Genomic DNA, 18,765 nt, shown 5'->3' on the forward strand with positions numbered 1-18,765 from the left:
CCTCACGAAAGCTGCTGCTGTGGGCGACGACGGTAGGCCCAGACCATCATGATAACACCGGCCACGATCATCGGAATCGAGAGGATCTGCCCCATGCTGATGTACTGCACCCACTCCCCGGTAAACTGGGCATCCGGCTGGCGGAAGAACTCTACGATGATACGGAACGCGCCGTAGCCGATGAGGAACAGGCCAGAAACCGCGCCCATTGGCCGTGGCTTACGGATGTACAGATTCAGGATGATAAACAGAACGATACCTTCCAGCGCCAGTTCATATAGCTGGGAAGGATGGCGCGGCAGGACACCGTAGGTATTGAACAGCGACTGCCATTCCGGGTGCGTTACCAGCAGGCCGATATCTTCGCCGCGGGAGCCTGGGAAAAGCATTGCCCAGCGGAAGTTCGGGTCGACCCGGCCCCACAGTTCGCCGTTGATAAAGTTACCAAGGCGCCCTGCACCCAGGCCAAATGGTATCAGCGGCGCAATAAAATCAGAGACCTGGAAGAAGCTGCGCTTCGTGCGGCGCGCAAACCAGATCATCACGCAGATCACCCCAACCAGACCGCCGTGGAACGACATACCGCCATCCCAGACTTTAAACAGGTAAAGCGGATCGGCCATAAAGAGTGGCAGGTTGTAGAAGAAGACATAGCCCAGACGACCACCGAGGAACACGCCCAGGAAGCCCGCATAGAGCAGGTTTTCAACTTCGTTTTTGGTCCAGCCGCTGCCTGGTTTATTGGCGCGACGTCCGGCAAGCCACATGGCAAACACGAACCCAACCAGGTACATCATCCCGTACCAGTGCAGGGAAACCGGCCCGACGGAGAAAATCACCGGGTCAAATTCAGGGAAATGCAGATAGCCACTATTCATCTGTCACCACAAACCTTTGTTACCCCACCGAAAAACACGGCAGGTTGCAAATACGCACCCGGGCGGGCGCGCTCCGAAAGCCGCGAATCATAGCACAAAGGGAGGTCTGATTAAGTTCGCGAAGTTGTAAAAGATATGTAATGCCGCAGGGAATACGGTGCTGCAGGCGCTCTAGCGCCCGCCGCGAATTAAACCGCCCATGCCGCGCCGCTCCATAAACGAGGCGACCTGGTGGCGAACTTCCGTTGCCAGCTGCGCTTCAAGGCTGCGCTCTGCCAGCATTTGCGCTTCTTCAAGAGTGATATGGCGAAGAAGGTATTTAACACGCGCAACCGAGCGTCCGTTCATGGAGAGATGCCGATACCCCATGCCCACCAGCAGCACCACGCACATAGGGTCACCGGCCATTTCACCGCACAGGCACAGATCGATGCCGTATCTTTTTGCTTCGCTGGCGATCATCCTTAGCGCTCTTAACATAGCTGGGTGCAGGCTGTCGTACAGGCTGGCGACACGGGTGTTGTTACGGTCGACGGCGAGGAGATACTGCGTCAGGTCATTGGTGCCGACGGAGATAAAATCGACCCGGCTGGCAAGCTGGCCGAGCATAAAGACCATGGACGGGACTTCGACCATGACGCCGATACGAGGTTTTGGCAGCGGATAGCCCAGCACCTCTTCCACCTCGCGCCCGGCACGGTCGATCAGGCGTCTTGCTTCATCGACCTCATCCAGGCTGGTGATCATCGGCAGCAGGATACTTAAGTTACCGGTCGCGGCGTTAGCGCGCAGCATGGCGCGAACCTGCACCAGGAAGATCTCCGGCTGGTCGAGCGTTATGCGAATACCACGCCAGCCCAGACACGGGTTCTCTTCGCTGATCGGCATGTACGGCAGCTGTTTGTCCGCCCCCACGTCCAGCGTACGCAGCGTGACGGGCTTTTCGTTGAACATCTGCAGCATGCCCTGATACTGAGCAACCTGCTCCTCTTCTGACGGGAAGCCACTTTGCAGCATGAAAGGAATTTCAGTGCGATAAAGCCCAATACCGTCAATGCGGCTGCCGAGTTTTTCTTCGTGTTCCGGGCTCAGTCCGGCGTTGAGCATGACCTGCACCCGTTCGCCGCTTTTCAGCGCAGCAGGAAGATCCACATCGTCTTCTGCAATGCGGCTCAGCTCATTTTCTTCGCTGATAAGCCGCTGGTATTCCTGCAGCAGGATCGGCTCAGGATCGACCAGAATTTCGCCGCGATAGCCGTCCACCACCAACGTGCGGCGGTGCAGCACCGAGGGCTGAATATCCGCCCCCATGACAGTAGGAATACCCAGCGCACGGACCATAATGGCGGCGTGGGAGTTTGCGGCACCGTCTCGCACCACAACGCCGACCAGACGGTTTTGCGGCAGTTCGGCAAGCGTGGCGGCGGAAAGTTCGTCGGCCACCAGGATAAAGCGTTCCGGCCAGGTATTTGGCCCCTGGATGGTGTCATCAAGGTGGAACAGCAGCCGCTGGCCGAGCGTGCGTAAATCCCCTGCCCGCTCTTTAAGGTAGGTGTCGCTCAGGCTGGCAAACTGTTCAGCAAATTTCTCAACGACCTTTTTAACCGCCCATTCTGCCACGGAGCCTTTATCGACCTCGCCGTATAACTCACGGCGCAGCCGGGCATCGGTCAACAGGTGAGAGTAAAGGTCAAAGATGGCGGCGGTTTCTTTCTGCGCGCCTGCCGCAAAGCGTTTACTGTAGCGGCGGAATTCGTTCGAAGCCTCTTCAAGTGCGGCGGTCAGACGCTCGCGCTCAAGGGAGGTATCGAGGGTAGAGGCTTCGGATACTTGCTCCATCAGGGGCAGCGTAGAGTCCATCCAGCCTTCGGCTATTGCAACGCCGGGTGATGCGGGTAAGGCACGAATACGCGTCTGGCGGTATTGCCCGAAGAGAGCGGCAAGCTGTGACTGGGAGAGAATGGCTGCCATTTGTGTGGCTAGCGTAACGAGGAAGGACTCCTCGCTTTCATCGTACTGACGGTGTTCACGCTGCTGAACAACAAGCACGCCGAGCAGCTGGCGGCGCTGAATGATCGGCACCCCAAGAAAAGCTCGAAAACGCTCTTCTTTCACCGCGGGCACGTATTTAAAGCTCGGGTGTTTTTGGGCATCCGCAAGGTTGATAGGTTCGGCAAGACGCCCAACAAGGCCAACGATGCCTTCATCAAATGCGAGGGTAATGGTGCGCCCACGAGGCTTTTTCAGCCCCTTCGTTGCCATCAGATAGAAGCAGCGACGGTCATGATCTGCGAGATAAACCGAGCATACCTCGGTATCCATCGCAAGGCAGATATCTGTCACCAGGATATCCAGCGCCTCATTGAGGCGCGGGGCGCTGGCAACCTTTTCGACTATTTCTCGCAAACGGGTGAGCATTTTCTGCGTGACTTAACCTCTTTTACGTCGCCATGCGGGCGCGTTATTGCGGGGTGGCGTAACTTCCTGCAGCGGCATAACAACACTGGCAAACTCTTTCATCACCCGCCGATAAACATCACGCTTAAAGGAGACAACCTGACGCACGGGATACCAGTAACTGACCCAACGCCAGCCGTCAAACTCCGGGGTGCTGCTGGTTTGCATATTGATGTCGTTATCAGAGCTTATCAACTGCAAAAGGAACCATTTTTGTTTCTGGCCGATACATACCGGCTTTGTGTCCCAACGCACCAAACGTTTCGGTAACTTGTAACGCAGCCAGTTGCGGGTCGAGGCGAGAATGCGCACATCTTTGCGCTGCAGCCCCACTTCCTCAAAGAGCTCGCGGTACATTGCCTGCTCAGGAGATTCGCCAGGATTGATGCCACCCTGCGGAAACTGCCAGGAGTGCTGGCCGAAACGCCTGGCCCACATCACCTGCCCTTGCCGATTACAAATTACGATACCAACATTCGGGCGGTAGCCATCATCATCGATCACCGGACTACCTCAATTAAAACCTGGATTGCAGCGATTGTTTCATACAAGCCTCAGGCGGTAAACCACTCTTAACAGGCAACCTTGACGAATAACATTTGAATAACTCACAAATTTAACCCGAGTTATAAACAGATGAGGAAATTTCATCGCGCTTTTATTCACTTTTTCTGTGGATATCACTGTGAAAAACTGTCGGATACTCTCGGGACAACTTTAGATAACTCAAAATAAGAGCATTCCACAAATATTAAATAACATTTGCATTTCATATGATTACCGATTGGAATGCTGTTCATAACTTTCATAATGTGATCGAAGTCTCATGAGAAGATCGCACATTGTCGAAAGATCGAGCAACGCCGTTTTTATCCACAGATTGTGCAAACAACTTGGTCACATATCGCTGAAAAAATGTGTTTTACCCCTCCGTCAAGGCTGTAAATAGAACCAGTATTGACGGTTTTTACCAGTTATCCCATTTTTCTGTGGATAACCCGGTGTAAGATCCTGTTCATTGTCAGTGACCAGAATTGGAAAAGATTTTTTCTTCGGATTTAATATGCGAGGAAACGCACAAAAAGTCATTACAAATCATGAAATTGATATTCCCCCTCTCGGCACGCTAAACTATTTCCTCATTGTGGGTAAACCACGGCTATTTTTTAACCACATGGCAATCATCCGTTATGCATTCGATCAGACCCCTCCTTCAGCCACCGCCTGACGAACAGATTTTGCTTGCTCAGGCTCAGAATCTGGCGGGCTATTCCCTTGGGGAACTGGCCGCCATCGCGGGCCTTCCTGTGCCACCCGATCTAAAACGAGATAAAGGCTGGATTGGAATTTTGCTGGAGCTGTGGCTGGGCGCCAGCGCAGGCAGCAAGCCGGAACAGGATTTTTCCGCCCTGGGAATAGAGCTGAAAACGATCCCGATCGATCGTCTGGGTCGTCCGCTGGAAACAACCTTCGTCTGCGTTGCGCCGCTTACGGGGAACACGGGCGTAGTCTGGGAAACCAGCCACGTGCGCCACAAGCTCAGGCGCGTGCTGTGGGTCCCCGTTGAAGGCGAGCGGCAAATTCCCCTGGCGGATCGCCGGGTCGGCTCACCGCTGCTGTGGGAGCCGTCGCCTGAAGAGGAGCTGCAGCTGAGGCTCGACTGGGAAGAGCTGATGGATTTGATCGTGCTGGGTCAGGTTGAGCGAATCACCGCTCGCCACGGTGAAGTGTTGCAACTGCGCCCGAAAGCGGCTAACAGCAAAGCGCTCACCGAAGCTATTGGCGCTGACGGCAGCCGCATACTCACGCTGCCACGTGGGTTTTATCTAAAAAAGAACTTCACCGCAGCCCTGCTGGCGCGCCATTTCCACATCTGAGCGCAATTTTCTTGTACTCCCTTTCCGGCTGGCGTTTATAATTGCGTTTTCTTTTTTTGGCAGGACCTTTTAGATGTTTGCATGGATATCCGACCCCAATGCGTGGATGGCGTTAGGTACGCTAACGATTCTGGAAATCGTTTTGGGCATCGACAACATAATTTTCCTCTCTCTGGTTGTTGCAAAGCTCCCGAAAGCTCAGCAGCAGAAAGCCCGTCGCCTTGGCCTGGGCGCCGCCATGATTATGCGTCTGGCGCTGCTGGCTTCCATCGCGTGGGTGATTCGCTTAACCGCACCGCTGTTCACCGTGATGGGCAACGAGATTTCTGCCAGGGATCTGATTTTGCTGTTAGGAGGGCTGTTCCTAATCTGGAAGGCGAGCAAAGAGATCCACGAATCCATAGAAGGTGAAGAAGAAGGGATAAAAACTAACGTTCACTCCTTCTTCGGCGCCATCGTGCAGATTATGCTGCTGGATATCATTTTCAGCCTCGACTCAGTGATTACCGCCGTCGGCCTTTCAGATCATCTGTTTATCATGATGGCGGCGGTGATTATTGCCGTTGGGGTGATGATGTTCGCCGCCGGCGCGATCGGCGACTTTGTGGACAGACATCCGTCTGTGAAAATGCTGGCGCTGGCCTTCCTGCTGCTGGTGGGCTTCACGTTGATCCTCGAAAGCTTCGACGTTCACGTGCCGAAAGGCTATATCTATTTCGCTATGTTCTTCTCCATTGCGGTAGAAAGCCTGAATCTTATCCGCAACAAAAAGAATCCTCTCTGACCCAATCAGGGGAGGGCTTACACGCTTTCCTCTGATTTATTTTAAGAATTTCCTGCTTACCCTCTCGCCTTTTTCAGAGTATTACTAAACTATATATGTCATTCCATTCCTGACGAGGCAGATAACGATGAAAAAATGGGCCGTTGTAATTTCCGCTGTGGGACTGGCCTTTGCCGTTTCCGGCTGCAGCAGCGACTATGTGATGGCGACCAAAGATGGCCGCATGATCCTGACCGACGGCAAACCGAAGGTTGATGACGAAACGGGTCTGGTGAGCTATCGCGACAACCAGGGCAACGAGATGCAAATCAACCGCGACGACGTGTCACAGATCATTGAACGCTAGCCCCTGAGGGTCAGCGCCCTGCTGGCCTGAATACTTTTCTTAACGTCCCCCTTTCGCTTTTGCTTCCCCTCTGCCATGTTAATAGTCCGTTTTTTATCGGGCTCCTGCCTGATGTGGTCTGTTATAAGAATAAGGAAGCCGGCAATGCACTATCATCGTATCCCCCATAGCTCGCTCGAAATCAGCACCCTCGGGCTGGGAACCATGACATTTGGTGAACAAAACAGTGAAGCCGATGCCCACGCCCAGCTCGATTACGCCATTAGCCAGGGCGTTAACCTGATTGACGTCGCAGAGATGTATCCCGTCCCTCCACGCCCGGAAACCCAGGGTTTGACAGAAACCTACGTGGGAAACTGGCTTAAGCAAAGCGGCAATCGGGACAAACTTATTGTCGCCTCCAAAGTTAGCGGCCCGACTCGTAATAACGACGCCGGCATCCGCCCGAATCAAAATCTCGACCGCAAAAATATCCGCGACGCGCTGGATGCCAGCCTTAAGCGTCTGCAAACCGATTACCTCGATCTGTATCAGGTGCACTGGCCGCAGCGCGCTACCAACTGCTTCGGCAAGCTGGGGTATACCTGGACCGATAACGCGGTGCCGGTGACGCTTCTGGAAACGCTGGAGGCGCTGTCAGAACATCAGCGCGCCGGGAAAATCCGCTATATCGGCGTGTCGAACGAAACGCCGTGGGGCGTGATGCGCTATCTTCAGCTGGCAGAAAAGCATGACCTGCCACGCATCGTGACAATCCAGAATCCATACAGCCTGGTTAACCGCAGCTTTGAAGTGGGACTGGCAGAGATAACCCAGCGCGAAGGCGTTGAGCTGCTCGCCTATTCCTGCCTGGCGTTCGGGACGTTAACGGGGAAATATCTGAACGGCGCTAAACCAGCCGGCGCGCGTAATACCCTGTTCAGTCGCTTTACGCGCTACAGCGGCGAGCAAACCAACCTGGCAGTGGCCGCCTATGTGGATATCGCGAAACGCCACAATCTTGATCCGGCCCAGATGGCGCTGGCGTTCGTTCGCCGCCAGCCGTTCGTTGCCAGCACTCTGCTGGGCGCAACCACCATGGAACAGCTGAAAACCAACCTGGAGAGCCTGCATCTGGATCTGAGCGAAGATGTGCTTGAGGAGATTGAAGCGGTGAACCGGGTTTATACCTACCCGGCGCCTTAAAATTCAGATGAGGTAAAAATGGCGAATGACGCTGCGCTGATCCGCGCTACGCGGCCAGCGGCGTCATCCGCCAGTGAGTTAAGACTAACGCGCTGCCGCCCTGCCCCGAATCTGCCAGATCCACAGTGCGCTAATCGCCAGCGCGAACACCACGCCAAAACCGATGCCGATGCCGATAATCGACGCGCCGGTTTTAACCGCCAGCGAATACAGTCCGAGCATCAGCAGCATTGCGGTGTTCTCGCCCAGGTTTTGTACCGCAATCGCGTTACCCGCTCCGACGCTGCGCTTGCCGCGATCCTGGAGCAGCGCGTTGAGCGGCACCACGAAGAAGCCGCCGAGAACGCCAATCAGCAGAAGTAACCCGTAAGCCGGCAGCAGCGCGTGCTGCATTGCAAAGAACAGAACGCCCACGCCGATAAGTATGCCTGCGGGCATGCAGCGCGCCACCGTTTCCAGCGTCACCAGCTTCGCAGCTGCGCCTGCGCCAACGACAATCCCTACGGCTACCATTGCGTTAAGATAGGTTGGCGTCGCATTATCCACAATCCCCAAAGCAACCGGCACCCACAGCACCAGCAGAAAACGCAGGGTCACCCCAGCGCCCCAGAATAGGCTGGTGCCAACCAGCGAGAAGCGCGTTTCGCCGTTATTCCACAGCGTGCGGCAGGCCGAGAAGAAGCTGCGGGTCATTGGCGTAATGCGCCAGGACTGGCCGGGGCGTGCCGGAGCAAGCTTAGGAATGTAGAAGTTAGCGACAACGGCCCCCGCATAAACCAGTACGCAGACAGCAAGCGCGGCTATGACGCGCCAGTCAGCAAGCACGCCCCCCGCCATCGACCCCAGCAAAATCGCCGCAATGGTCGAAGACTCCATGATGCCGTTGGCCTTCACCAGACGATCGCCGGTTGTCAGCTCGCCCAGAATGCCGTATTTAGCTGGCGAGTAGGCCGCTGCGCCCACGCCTACCAGCGTGTAGCCCACAAAAGGATTCAGGCCGAAGCAGATGACCGCCGCCCCCACCAGCTTCAGGCTGTTGGCGAACATCATCACGCGTCCCTTCGCGAAGCTGTCCGCAATTTGGCCCACGAACGGGGCAAAGAGGATATATGCGCCAACGAACACCATCTGCAGCACCGGCTGGCTCCAGTCGGGATAAAACTGCTGTTTAAGTACGGCAAGGGTGGCGAACAGCAAAGCGTTATCGCCGAAGGCGGACAAAAACTGCGCCGCCGTCACCGCCTTCATCCCCTTTGACCACAGGGAGGTATCGTTTAGCGCGTTATCATGCATTCTCGCTCTCCATCTGTGCTTTAAGGGTGATGAAATCAGGTTTGCCGCTGCCCAGCAGCGGCAGCTGCTTCATAAAACGGATGTCCCGTGGGACCGCTAGCTCCGGCACGCCGTGCTCGCGGGCGTAGCGCAGCAGCTTCTCGCGGTTCAGTTCGCTGTCGGTGGTGTACAGCACCAGCGCTTCACCTTTCGACGCATCGCTCTTAATAACGGTGGCGTGCATTTTGTCCGGCGACACGCTCAGCGCCAGCTGCTCGACCATTTCCAGCGACACCATTTCGCCCGCGATTTTGGCAAAGCGTTTTGCGCGGCCCTGGATAATGCAGTAGCCCTGCTCATCAAACCTGACGATATCGCCCGTGTCATACCAGCCATTTTCCATTTCGCCCTGGGCATTTTCCGCCGTCGGCACTTCCAGAACGCCAGGGTTTTCAACGCGCAGATAGCCGTTCATGATGTTTGGCCCTTTCAGTTGCAAACGCCCGCCCTCTTCAATGCCCGGCACCGCCATCAGGCGCGCATCCATTGCCGGGAGAATGCGGCCTACGGTGCCTGGCTTCGCCGCCATGGGCACGTTAATCGACACCACCGGCGCGCACTCCGTTACCCCGTAGCCCTCAAGGATGCGTAGGCCGAACTTGTCCTGCCAGATCTGTTTCGTGCTCTCCTGGAGTTTTTCTGCCCCGGCCACCACGTAGCGCAGGCGGAAGAAGTCGTAAGGATTGGCGAAGCGCGCATAGTTGCCGAGGAAGGTCGAAGTCCCGAACAGCACTGTACAGTTGCGGTCATAGACCAGCTCCGGCACCACGCGGTAATGCAGCGGGCTTGGGTAGAGGAACACTTCCGCCCCGGTCAGCAGCGGCGTGAACAGGCCCACCGTCAGGCCAAAGGAGTGGAACAGCGGCAGCGCCGACATAAAGCGATCGTTAGCGGTAAAGTCGGCGATGGTGCGGATCTGCTCGACGTTTGCCAGCAGGCTTTTGTGGCTGTGCACTACGCCTTTCGGGTTTCCTTCCGAACCGGAGGTAAACAGCACCATCGCGGCATCTTCCGGCTTCTGTTTAACCTGCGCCAGGTGAGGTGCTAACAGGTGGGCGAAGATCCACAGCTTATCTTTGAGGGTGACATCGCCTTTAAGATCTTCAAGGAAAACCCAGCGAACCTGGGTGAGCTGCTCGGGCAGGTGCCAAAGCTTGCCCTTATCGAGGAACTGCCGGGAGGTGAATACCGTTTTGATCTGCGCGGCGGTAATCGCGCTCGTCAGCCCTTTGACGCCCGCCGTATAGTTCATCATCGCCGGGATCCGTCCACGGGACGAGGCACCAAAGATCACCGCCGCGCTGATGCCCGCATTCGGTAACATCAGGCCGATTGTCTCCCCGGCAGCGCTGTACTTATCGAGAATACGGCCAACGAACAGCGTTTTGGTCAGCAAAGAGCGGTAGGTATCAGGCTTGAAGTTAATATCTTCGATGCAGTTTTTACGCTCGCCGTAGCGATACTGTGCCGAGAGCAAAGCTTCGTACAAAGTCTCACGCGGGCGTACCGCCATACGGGCTTCCATCATAATCTGATGAAGCATTTCGCCGGTTATTTTACGGCGGTCACGGGCGCGTGGCGCATCCGGCATTGCAATAGACGTTGGCGGAAGAAGATGCAGTGTGATGCGCGGAAAGAGCCGCTGTTTAACCAGCCCTTTGAGGCGGCTAAAGAAAGTCAGCTCCGCACCTTCAATGCGCACCGGCACGACGGTGGCATTGGCTTTTGCGGCCACAAACGCCGCCCCTTCGTAGATTTTCATCAGCGAACCGGAAACGGAAATGCGCCCTTCCGGGAAGATAACCACCGGACGCCCCTGCTCCACCAGCCGCACCAGATTTTTTATCGACATGGGTTTGGTCGGGTCGAGCGGCACAAAATCAATGATCGGCTTAAGCCAACGCATATACCAGCGCTGGCTAATGGATGAATAGACAGCGAACACCGGGCGAATAGGTAGAAACAGCGCCAGCAGAATACCATCAATAAACGAGACATGGTTGGGGACAATCAGCACACGTGGCAGGTTAAGCGCATTCGTGTCGCCATACAGGCGCACCCGGAACAACACGCGAAACAGCCAGCGGAAGAAACTTAAAACCATATCAACTCCCTTTGTCATTAATCAGCTCAGACACTTAAGTGTAGTGGCTGCAGATTACACGACTAGCTTTCAGGGAGCGAGAGGACGGAGAGAGGATAAGCCTGAAAAAAAGGCAAAAAAAACCTGCGCATCTGCGCAGGTCGGTGCAAGAAGATTTGTACGCAAGCGCACGAAGAATTCTCACCAATCAATACCTCTGGGACTTAAAATGTAGCAGTCGTCAGGCCAGGTACGCCATGGCGAAATCGCAACAGCGCACTGCAAACTGTAAGCAAAGATTTAGCCTGAAATCATTAAAAATCCTCAACATGCCGCTTCCTGCCGCTGCGTCTCATTTTCAAGTAAACGCCTGTGTAACTTACGGGCTATAGCGCCGCATATTTTCATTCGCTTTGCGAGCGCGACGACAGTTGCGCCCTTGAAGTGGCGCGGTTTTTCCGTAACACTTAAGCCTGTGTAAACGTTTACCCTCACAGGAATATTCTCTATGGCGACGATTAAGGATGTAGCACGACTGGCGGGGGTCTCTGTCGCCACGGTGTCCCGTGTCATTAATAGTTCTCCAAAAGCCAGCGACGCCTCAAGACTTGCGGTCAACAGCGCCATGGAAGAGCTGAACTACCATCCTAACGCCAATGCCCGCGCGCTTGCCCAGCAAACGACGGAAACAATTGGCCTTGTCGTCGGCGACGTCTCGGACCCCTTTTTTGGCGCGATGGCAAAAGCCGTCGAGCAGGTCGCCTATCACACCGGCAACTTTTTACTTATCGGCAACGGCTATCATAACGAGCAAAAAGAGCGTCAGGCCATTGAGCAGCTTATCCGCCACCGCTGCGCCGCGCTGGTAGTCCATGCAAAGAAGATCCCGGATGCCGATTTAATCTCGTTGATGCAGCAAATGCCGGGCATGGTGCTGATTAACCGCACGCTGCCGGGCTTTGAAAAGCGCTGCGTGGCGCTGGACGACCGCTACGGCGCGTGGCTTGCCACCCGTCACCTTATCCAGCAGGGCCACACCAAAATCGGCTATCTGTGCTCCAACCACACGATTTCCGATGCTGAAGATCGCCTGCAGGGCTATTACGACGCGCTGAAAGAGCATGGTTTGCCGGTGAATGACCGACTGGTAACCTTTGGCGAACCGGATGAAAGCGGCGGCGAGCAGGCGATGACCGAGCTGCTGGGCCGGGGCAAAAATTTTACCGCCGTCGCCTGCTATAACGACTCGATGGCTGCAGGCGCTATGGGCGTGCTGAATGATAACGGCATCGACGTGCCGAAAGAGATTTCACTGATAGGCTTTGATGACGTGCTGATTTCACGCTACGTGCGCCCGCGGCTGACCACCGTCCGCTACCCGATTGTCACTATGGCAACTCAGGCGGCGGAACTGGCTATGGCGCTGGCAGACAATCAGCCCATCCCAGAAACCACGCATATGTTCAGCCCGACGCTCGTGCGCCGCCATTCGGTGATTGCCCCCGCCGGGGAGTAATCAGGCGACGCGGCCAGGCATTACACCAGCTTTCCCTGGAAAATAGGCACGGACTCAAAAAGATAGCCGTCAAAATCGGGGGCGTCGGCATCTGAAAGCTCCAGCAGGCTGTTTTTGACGTTCTCCAGATGCTGCCACATCGCCTGCCAGGATCCCATGACGTCACGGCGGCGCAGGGCAGCCAGAATAGTCTGGTGATCCCCCTGCCATTTCAGGCGATAGGGGCGCGTTTCGATATTCGCCCGCAGCTGCTGCCAGAGCGGGCTGCTGTCATGATGCTGCCAGATACTCTCCACCGTCGACAGCAGCATCTGATTCTGGGACGCACCGGCCAGCACCAGGTGGAACAGTTTATTGTTGTCCTGGCTCAGATCGTTGGCCGCAATGGCACGCTGTTCCTGCTCAAGAATGCGCTTAAGATTGTCGATATCCGCCTTGGTAGCCATTTTAGCCGCAAAAGCCGCGATATTACTTTCCAGCAGCTGGCGCGCCTGGAGCATTTCAAACGGGCCAATGTCGCTGTTAAAAAAAGCTTCTTCTTCCGCTTCGTTTTCCGCAGGAACACGCATAACGTATACTCCCGACCCCTGACGGATATCTACGGTGCCCTGAAGTTCCAGCATCAGCAGGGCTTCACGAACGATGGTGCGACTCACGCCATATTTTTCGGCGATGTTGCGCTCCGGTGGCAGGCGCGATCCCACCGGGTACATGCCCTGAATTATTTGCGACCGCAGATCCTCACCGATTTCCTGGTACTGCTTCTTTTCTGGCGAAAGTACTACCTTGTCCACAATATCACCTGCGTCTTTTAAACAGCTTTAAGGCAACGGCGGCACGGGTTTTCTCGCCGCCGGTCAGAAGGGTTAGCTTACCAAATTAAGCCACGGAAATGGCTATTTCCATTCATCGTCCAGGGTTAACGTCAGCGTGCGGCCATCGCTTAACTCCCGATACCACCAGGCAGATTTTTTCATCCGCCTGGCCCGGTTGTTCTCCAGATCGATTTCAATCAGCCCGTAGCGGTTTTTGAAAGCATTCATCGGCGAGACATTATCGGTGAAAGCCCACAGCATGTAGCCCTGACAATTTGCGCCATCTTCCCGCGCGCGCAGCGTCTGGTGAAGATGTTCACTGATAAAAGCGATGCGGTAATCATCCTCGATAATCCCTTCGGCGCTGCGAAACTGTCCTTCGTTTTCTATGCCCATGCCGCTCTCCGCAACGAACCATGGAATATTTTTGTATTCCCGTTTGATGCGCATCGCCATGTCATAGACGATCTGTGGATAGATTTCCCAGCCCCGGGATTTATTCATGCGGCGGCCCGGTAGCTCGAACGGCTCGTAATAATAGGCGGGATGAAACGGCGTATCAGGGTGCCAGGCGCGGCTCGGCGCTTTGACACGATGCGGGTAGTAGAGGTTGATACCCAGCTCATCAACGGTATTTTCCCTGATGATTTTCAGCTCTTCGGGCGTGTAGTCCCAGCGCACATCATGCTTCACGAGCAGATCCACCAGCTGCTGCGGATACTCCCCTTTGACCAGAGGATCGAGGAACACGCGGTTGTAGAAAAGATCGTATATCTGCGCTGCTTTGCAATCGTGCTCGGCGCTCGAACGGGGATAAGTGACCTCTGGGTTGAGGATGCACCCCACCGTCCCCTGATAGCCCTTCTCCCGGAAAAGCCTGACGACCATTGCTGTGGCGAGATTTTTATGGTGATTCCACTGCATCCATTTGCCGGTATTCTGCTCGTAGGGCCAACGCAAAGCATCCAGATACACACGCGTCTGCACGACAATCGGCTCGTTAAAAGTAAACCAGCGATCCACTTTATGGGCGTAGCGCTCAAAGACTTTTTGCGCGTACATCACGAACAGTTCAACCACATGCTTTGACCCCCAGCCACCGTACTTTTCCAGCAGGATGATGGGAAGCTCGTAATGCTCAAGGCAGAGCATCGGCGTAATGTTCGCACGGCGCATTTCATCAATCAGATTGTCGTAATACGCCGCATAGTCCTCATCCACCGCGCCCGTTTCATAGTCCGTGAAGAAACGCGACCAGTTGATGGAGGTGCGATAGTGCGTCAGCCCTGCCTGCTTCATCAGCGCGACATCTTCGCGGTAGCGGTGATAAAAATCTGTCGCCACCGCCGGGCCATAGCCGTTATGCCAGACGTGGCGATCGGCCTTGTACCATGCGTCAGGCCAGGAGTCCTGCCCCTCTTTTTTTCCGCTCCAGCCTTCGGTCTGCCAGGCCGAAGCCGCCGCACCGAGAATAAAATCCGCTGGAATCGCCATCTTAATTTTACTCATTTTTACCTCAGGCGTTGTCGGTAAGCTGCTGCTGTGCGGCCAGCTGCGCCTGTTCGGCACGACGCGAGGCGACTTTTACAAACGGCAGATAAATCAGCACGGCAACCACGATGCAGCCGAGCTGAGTGATCACCGCCCCCATGGAACCCGCCGTGGATAGCCAGGCGTTAATCAGCGGAGGAGTGGTCCAGGGCACCATCACCACGGCTTTGCCGGCAAAACCGGTTAGCGTTGCGAAGTAGCCAATAGTGCCGGTAACCAGCGGCGTGATGATGAACGGGATAGCCAGAATCGGGTTGAGCATGATCGGCATACCAAAGATCACCGGCTCGTTGATATTAAAGATGCCCGGACCGATGGAGAGCTTGGCGATCTCTTTCATCTCCTTGCGTTTAGTGGCGATCATCACTGCTATCAGCAGGCCAATGGTCAACCCGGAACCGCCGATGCTCATATAGACATCCCAGAACGGCATGGTGATGATATTCGGCACCTCTTTCCCCTGCTCAAACGCGCTCATGTTGACGGTAATCGCCCCCAGCAGCAGTGGCTCACGTATCGGTTTAATCATCTGGTTACCGTGAATGCCGATGACCCAGAACAACTGGGCGACAAACATCAGCAGCAGTATGCCCGGCAAACTCTGCACCACTTTTTCGAGAGGCTGCTGCACGACCTGGTATACCGCGTCGTACAGATACATCCCGGTGACCTGATGGAAGATGAAGCCAAAGGTTGCAATCAGCGTGACGGTGATAATTGAGGGGATGAGCGCCGAGAACGACGCCGAAACGTTCGGCGGCACAGTGTCCGGCATCTTTATTTTCAGCGCTTCCCGTTTCTCCAGCCAGCAGTAAACCTCAACGGATAAGATAGCGATAAACATCCCGAGGAACAGACTACGGGTATCGGAGAACTGGCGCGCGAGAACGTCTTTCACCATACGCATCTCCCCATCCACCATCATGGTGATAGTGGTTGGCGTGACGCAAATAAAACAGATCACCGCAAGCAGGCCGGGGAAGAGAGATTTGATGCCGTTAATTCGTCCAAGCTCAATACCGATAAGGAACACCGCGCCAATGTTGAGGAAGTTCAGCGTGGCGTAGTTAATTGCGCTGGTAATCGGCTTCAGGTCCGCGAGGAATGCCAGCGCGGAGAAGCTAGCCAGACCGTTTTTCGGGTCGAGTACCATATTGGATATCAATACCGAAAACGCGCCGACGATGATCACCGGCATCAGGGTGATAAAAGAGGCCTTGATCGCCATGATGTAACGATAGCTATTGAATTTAGTCGCGAAACTACCCAGAGAATCGATTAACTTTTCCTGCACTGCCATAGGGTGTACCTCGGTAAGGTAATTGTTATGACTTCGTTATTTTTGGTATACCAAAAATAGGGGTGGTTGCGACAAATTTCCGTGACAGTACTCGCATAACCTCCATCTGGAATTCCAATAATTCAAAATTAATATTTTTGGTATACCAAACAGTTTTACTCTTTCGGGCCTGCGTCGGGATCCCGCCGTAAATGCAAAAGCGTGATCCCGGTAGGACATTTTAAGCACCTCTGATGCCCTGCCGGATCTGTACCGTCTGACTCATGTGGTAGACTGCGCTCAGAACTGCGGCATCGCGACGGAAGTCTTAATCAGGAAAGAACAGATGGTAACAATGCTGGATGTCTCGCTACGCGCAGGCGTTTCAAAAGCAACGGTATCGCGGGTGTTGAACGGCACCGGACAGGTCAAGGAGAGCACCCGCAAACAGGTGTTTAAGGCCATGGAAGAGCTGGGCTATCGCCCAAATTTTCTTGCGCGCTCGCTGGCTAACCGCAGCAGCAACAGCGTTGGCCTGGTGGTCTCAACTTTTGACGGCTTTTACTTCGGTCGTCTGCTGCAGCAGGCTTCCCGCCAGACGGAGCTCCATGGTAAACAGCTGATTGTCACCGACGGACACGACACGCCGCAAAAAGAGTTGGATGCGGTGCAAATGCTGGTGGACCGTCACTGCGACGCCATCGTGCTCTATACCCGATTTATGTCCGAGCGCGCGCTGATGTCGCTGATGAGCACTATTCGAGTACCGCTGGTGGTGGTAAACCGTGATGTTACCCAGGCCCGCGAACGCTGCGTGTTCTTCGAACAGCAGGACGCGGCGTTCCAGGCAACCGAATATCTGATTCAGCAGGGCCATCGCGATATCGCCTGCATCACCGTGCCAATCTCCACCCCAACCGGCCAGGCCCGTCTGATGGGCTATCGCAAGGCGCTTCAAAAGCACGGGATCCGCTTCAGTGAAGAACGGGTGAAAAACGGCGACTCCACGATGACGGTCGGGCACCAGCTTTGTCAGGCGCTGCTGGAAAGCGGTGTCACCTTCACGGCGCTGTTTGCCTGTAACGATGATATGGCCCTGGGGGCATCGAAAGCGCTGCACCAGGCGGGCATTCGCATTCCCGAAGAGATGTCGCTGTTTGGCTTTGACGATGCGCCAAGCGCGCAGTGGCTGCAGCCCGCCCTCTCCACCGTTTATCTGCCTATAGACAATATGATTACCACCGCTATCGACCAGGCGATAAAACTGGCAAACGGCGAAGATCTTGAGCCGATCCCACCGTTTGTGGGTACGCTGGTGCTGCGTGAATCTGTGGCGCCCGGCCCTTTCTTTCAGCGCGGGCGCAAAACCTCAAAGTAGTTCCAGATCGATAAGCTCCTGCACGGTCTGGCGGCGGCGAATCAAACGTGCGCTACCGTTATCAAACAGCACTTCCGGCAGTAGCGGGCGGCTATTGTAGTTTGAAGACATAGAAGCCCCGTACGCGCCGGTATCATGCAGCACCAGATAGTCGCCCACTTTTACCGGAGGCAGGCTGCGGGTTTCCACCTTGCCGCCCTCCTGCTGGGTAAAGACATCCCCGGATTCACACAGCGGCCCGGCGACCACAGTTTCAACCGCAGGCTGAGCCGTTAAATCACGTCCGTCCCCCGCCATGGCCGAGATATGGTGGTAGCTGCCGTACATGGAAGGCCGCATCAGATCGTTAAAGCCCGCGTCGATTAGCACGAAGTGGCGCGATCCCATATCTTTTACGGAACGCACCTGCGCCACCAGCACGCCGGATTCGGCGACCAGGAAGCGCCCCGGTTCGATTTCCAGCTTTACCGGGTGGCCCAAACGCTGGGCTATGTTGTCGCGAGCGGCGCTCCACAGGCCAAAATAATGGCTGGTATCGATCTTCTCTTCGCCTTCGCGGTATGGGATAGACAGCCCGCCGCCCGCGGAGATCGCTTCCAGATCCTGACCGAAGTCGACAACCTGCTGCACCATCGCCCCGCAAACGCGCTCCAGATGGGCGTAATCTACTCCTGAGCCAATGTGCATATGAATACCGACGAGATGCAGGTTATAGCGCTTAACTATTTCCAGCGCCTGGGGCATGTCGGCGTGCCAGATGCCGTGCTTGCTGTTCTCCCCGCCGGTGTTGGTTTTCTGGCTGTGCCCGTGGCCGAAACCAGGATTCACGCGCAGCCAGACGCGATGGCCCGGGGAAACCTCACCAAGCTGGCCAAGCATATCCACCGAACCAGCGTTCACCGGGATTTTGTGCTCCGCAACCAGCGCAAGCGTGGCTTCGTCGATCATATCGGCGGTAAAGACGATATCGTCCGGGTTCTCTGACGGGTTATAGCCCGCCGCCAGCGCGCGCAGGATTTCACCCTGTGACACCGAGTCTACCTTCACGCCCTGCTCGCGCATCAGACGCAGAATATGGATGTTAGAACATGCCTTCTGCGCGAAGCGGATCACGTCAAACTGGCGCAGACGTGCCACCTGCTGGCGGATAATTTCCGCATCGTAAACCCACACGGGACAGCCAAACTCCGCGGGCAGGGTCAGCAAGTTCTGCGCGTTAAGCGCGGTATCGGTATTGTCGAGAGGGCGTGGCATGGTCAGCTCCGGTCATGATTCATTTTGTTT

The 18,765-nt window shown here is 55.4% G+C and carries 15 protein-coding genes; 6 read left to right on the forward strand and 9 right to left on the reverse strand.

Going from position 1 to position 18,765, the window contains the following annotated elements; translation table 11 throughout:
• Window positions 1-2: 2 nt before the first annotated feature.
• The 3 genes from lgt to rppH all read right to left on the reverse strand — a co-directional run bounded on the left by lgt (window position 3) and on the right by rppH (window position 3,839).
• On the reverse strand, window positions 3-878 hold the full coding sequence (lgt, locus tag ACA108_17620) for a prolipoprotein diacylglyceryl transferase (protein XEX95147.1): 876 nt from the start codon (window positions 876-878) through the stop codon (window positions 3-5).
• Between the two features lie 171 nt (window positions 879-1,049).
• Entirely contained in the window at window positions 1,050-3,296 is a 2,247-nt protein-coding gene (gene ptsP / locus ACA108_17625; GenBank protein ID XEX95148.1) for a phosphoenolpyruvate--protein phosphotransferase, read from the reverse strand.
• Between the two features lie 12 nt (window positions 3,297-3,308).
• Window positions 3,309-3,839: an RNA pyrophosphohydrolase gene (rppH, locus tag ACA108_17630; GenBank protein ID XEX95149.1), complete on the reverse strand. Its 531-nt coding sequence runs from the start codon at window positions 3,837-3,839 to the stop codon at window positions 3,309-3,311.
• Between the two features lie 686 nt (window positions 3,840-4,525).
• On the opposite strand from rppH, the gene mutH reads away from it, so the two are divergent.
• From mutH to ACA108_17650, 4 genes are all read left to right on the forward strand, one after another.
• A complete protein-coding gene (gene mutH, locus ACA108_17635; GenBank protein ID XEX95150.1) occupies window positions 4,526-5,212 on the forward strand; it encodes a DNA mismatch repair endonuclease MutH in 687 nt (228 codons plus the stop codon).
• A 73-nt stretch (window positions 5,213-5,285) separates the two neighbouring features.
• Window positions 5,286-5,996: a TerC family protein gene (locus tag ACA108_17640; GenBank protein ID XEX95151.1), complete on the forward strand. Its 711-nt coding sequence runs from the start codon at window positions 5,286-5,288 to the stop codon at window positions 5,994-5,996.
• Window positions 5,997-6,123: 127 nt separating this feature from the next.
• On the forward strand, window positions 6,124-6,342 hold the full coding sequence (locus tag ACA108_17645) for a YgdI/YgdR family lipoprotein (GenBank protein ID XEX95152.1): 219 nt from the start codon (window positions 6,124-6,126) through the stop codon (window positions 6,340-6,342).
• 144 nt (window positions 6,343-6,486) lie between these two features.
• Entirely contained in the window at window positions 6,487-7,527 is a 1,041-nt protein-coding gene (locus tag ACA108_17650) for an NADP(H)-dependent aldo-keto reductase (GenBank protein XEX95153.1), read from the forward strand.
• A gap of 84 nt (window positions 7,528-7,611) precedes the next feature.
• Here ACA108_17650 and lplT read toward each other — a convergent pair whose 3' ends face one another.
• Window positions 7,612-8,820: a lysophospholipid transporter LplT gene (lplT, locus tag ACA108_17655; GenBank protein ID XEX95154.1), complete on the reverse strand. Its 1,209-nt coding sequence runs from the start codon at window positions 8,818-8,820 to the stop codon at window positions 7,612-7,614.
• Window positions 8,813-10,963 carry a bifunctional acyl-ACP--phospholipid O-acyltransferase/long-chain-fatty-acid--ACP ligase gene (aas, locus tag ACA108_17660; protein XEX95155.1) on the reverse strand — a complete coding sequence of 717 codons (2,151 nt, stop codon included), beginning with the start codon at window positions 10,961-10,963 and terminating at the stop codon, window positions 8,813-8,815. The genes lplT and aas overlap by 8 nt, the downstream gene beginning before the upstream one ends.
• Before the next feature lie 487 nt (window positions 10,964-11,450).
• Between aas and galR the strand changes: the two genes are divergently transcribed.
• On the forward strand, window positions 11,451-12,458 hold the full coding sequence (galR, locus tag ACA108_17665) for an HTH-type transcriptional regulator GalR (protein ID XEX95156.1): 1,008 nt from the start codon (window positions 11,451-11,453) through the stop codon (window positions 12,456-12,458).
• Window positions 12,459-12,478: 20 nt separating this feature from the next.
• Here the strand turns inward: galR and ACA108_17670 are convergent, their stop codons facing one another.
• From ACA108_17670 to ACA108_17680, 3 genes are all read right to left on the reverse strand, one after another.
• Window positions 12,479-13,252 carry an FCD domain-containing protein gene (locus tag ACA108_17670; GenBank protein ID XEX95157.1) on the reverse strand — a complete coding sequence of 258 codons (774 nt, stop codon included), beginning with the start codon at window positions 13,250-13,252 and terminating at the stop codon, window positions 12,479-12,481.
• Between the two features lie 102 nt (window positions 13,253-13,354).
• The gene (locus ACA108_17675) at window positions 13,355-14,782 is read right to left on the reverse strand and encodes a glycoside hydrolase family 1 protein (protein XEX95158.1); all 1,428 of its coding nucleotides are present in this window, start codon (window positions 14,780-14,782) and stop codon (window positions 13,355-13,357) included.
• Window positions 14,783-14,789: 7 nt separating this feature from the next.
• Entirely contained in the window at window positions 14,790-16,124 is a 1,335-nt protein-coding gene (locus ACA108_17680; GenBank protein XEX95159.1) for a PTS sugar transporter subunit IIC, read from the reverse strand.
• A gap of 334 nt (window positions 16,125-16,458) precedes the next feature.
• Between ACA108_17680 and ACA108_17685 the strand changes: the two genes are divergently transcribed.
• Window positions 16,459-17,481, forward strand: coding sequence for a LacI family DNA-binding transcriptional regulator (locus tag ACA108_17685; protein XEX98151.1), 1,023 nt, complete (start codon window positions 16,459-16,461; stop codon window positions 17,479-17,481).
• Here the strand turns inward: ACA108_17685 and lysA are convergent.
• Window positions 17,473-18,735 (reverse strand): diaminopimelate decarboxylase, encoded by a 1,263-nt coding sequence (gene lysA / locus ACA108_17690; GenBank protein XEX95160.1) that lies wholly within the window; start codon window positions 18,733-18,735, stop codon window positions 17,473-17,475. The genes ACA108_17685 and lysA overlap by 9 nt on opposite strands.
• Window positions 18,736-18,765 lie beyond the last annotated feature (30 nt).

This window comes from Dryocola sp. LX212, from assembly GCA_041504365.1.
Lineage (GTDB): Bacteria > Pseudomonadota > Gammaproteobacteria > Enterobacterales > Enterobacteriaceae > Dryocola.